Genomic DNA, 459 nt, shown 5'->3' on the forward strand with positions numbered 1-459 from the left:
TCGTCTTGGTCAACGTCACTAATGTCAACCTTCGCGCCCACGGTGAGGTCGCCCGTTGTGCTATCAATGTCGTCGGTATTATCTTCGGTCACTTGGCCAGCGGAGGTGCCGGAAATTACCGGCACATCGTTCGTGCCTTCTATCGTGATGGTCACCACGTGGGGTGTACCGTCTGCTGACAACACAGTGAAGGTTTCGGTTGCCGTGTCACCCTCACCAAGGTACTCAACGTAACCATTAGGGATATCGTACTCCCATTCACCAATGGCATTGATTGTCAGTTCACCTAACGCCTCACCCGTGGAGCCTGTGAGTGTACTCGTTGAGGTGATTGTATCTGGATCAACTTGGAACGATTCTTCATCACTGCCATCCACATCAGACAGTTGCAACGTGCCATTATCTGTTAGTTCAACCAGGTTATCGTTTTCAACAACATTGCCTTCTGCTTCCGATGGA

1 protein-coding gene is annotated in these 459 nt (G+C 50.5%); it reads right to left on the reverse strand.

Annotated elements, in window-relative coordinates; all coding sequences use genetic code 11:
- The coding region (locus tag AB4405_RS24370) for a VCBS domain-containing protein (RefSeq protein WP_372063120.1) at positions 1 to 459 on the reverse strand (459 nt) is incomplete at both ends.

It is taken from the genome of Vibrio sp. 10N.261.51.F12 (assembly GCF_041471725.1).
GTDB lineage: Bacteria > Pseudomonadota > Gammaproteobacteria > Enterobacterales > Vibrionaceae > Vibrio.